This window comes from Bradyrhizobium hipponense (genome assembly GCF_008123965.1).
GTDB classification, from domain to species: domain Bacteria; phylum Pseudomonadota; class Alphaproteobacteria; order Rhizobiales; family Xanthobacteraceae; genus Bradyrhizobium; species Bradyrhizobium hipponense.
The window spans coordinates 1-1,033 of sequence record NZ_VSTH01000303.1 but is presented as its reverse complement, the minus strand read 5'-3'; the positions used below and the strand labels follow the sequence as shown (position 1 = coordinate 1,033).

The window sequence follows — 1,033 nt, the reverse complement described above, 5'->3', positions numbered from 1 at the left end:
CCGCGCAAGGACGCGCTCGGGACTTCACGCGTGCTCGCCGTTGACGTCAAGACTTATCCGCGGGTCGGACTAAAGAGTTTTCCTCAGACTCTGCCCTTGGCCGACCACGAAGTTGTGCTGACCTTCGACGACGGGCCGCGGCCGCCGTACACGGAAAAAGTGCTGACAGCGCTCGCGCAGGAGTGTCCGAGCCACATTCTTCCTGGTCGGCAAGTCGTCGGCCCAATTTCCCGAGCTCGTGCGGCGCGCGGCCGCGCAAGGCCACACCATCGCGCACCACACATGGTCGCATTCGATGGCGTCGAAGATCAGCTTCGAGAAGGCGAAAGAGGACATCGACCGCGGGATCGCGGCCGACGAAATAGCGCTCCATGGCATATCGACAATTGCGCCCTCGACGCCGTTCTTCCGCTTCCCCAATTTCGACTCGACGCCTAAGACGCTCGATCTGCTTCAGGATCGGGGTATCGTCGTGTTTGGAGCGGACCTGTGGGCCAGCGACTGGGAGGAAATGACGCCAGACCAGGAACTGAAGCTCATCACCAGCCGACTGAATGCTGAGGGGAGGGGCATCATTCTGTTTCACGACGCCAAGGCACATACCGCCGCGATGATGCCCGCCTTCCTACGGTACCTGCACGACAACGGCTATCACGTCATTCACATCGTTCCGACGGCGCCGGTGCAGAGGAATGCCGATACGCATTGATGGCGAAATGTCACGGCGGCGCGGAAAGAGTAATCCCGAATCAACTAAGCCTTCGTTCATGCTAGCCGGCGCAACGATGGAGGGCGAATCGCGCCTCAGCCGTTTCGGGCCCGCTCTGTCATAGGAAGGCTACGAACCGCAAAGTGGCGTAGTAGGTTACTTCAGACGTATGCCTCATCCTTCTTGCCGTTTGCGCGCTGGCAGGAGTGTAAGCGCCCATAGCCCTGGTATCTTCGTCGTGCAGCACTACCTGATTCTGGAATGGCAGAAGCCCGCCGCTTTATCGGTGACCTTAAGCGTTCTGCTGCTGAAATGCCGCGACCG

General features: G+C 59.9%; 1 pseudogene. It reads left to right on the top strand.

The features are described 5' to 3' along the window. Nucleotides 1-709, top strand: a pseudogene (locus tag FXV83_RS42180) (polysaccharide deacetylase family protein); the annotation flags it as partial. Nucleotides 710-1,033: the final 324 nt, after the last annotated feature.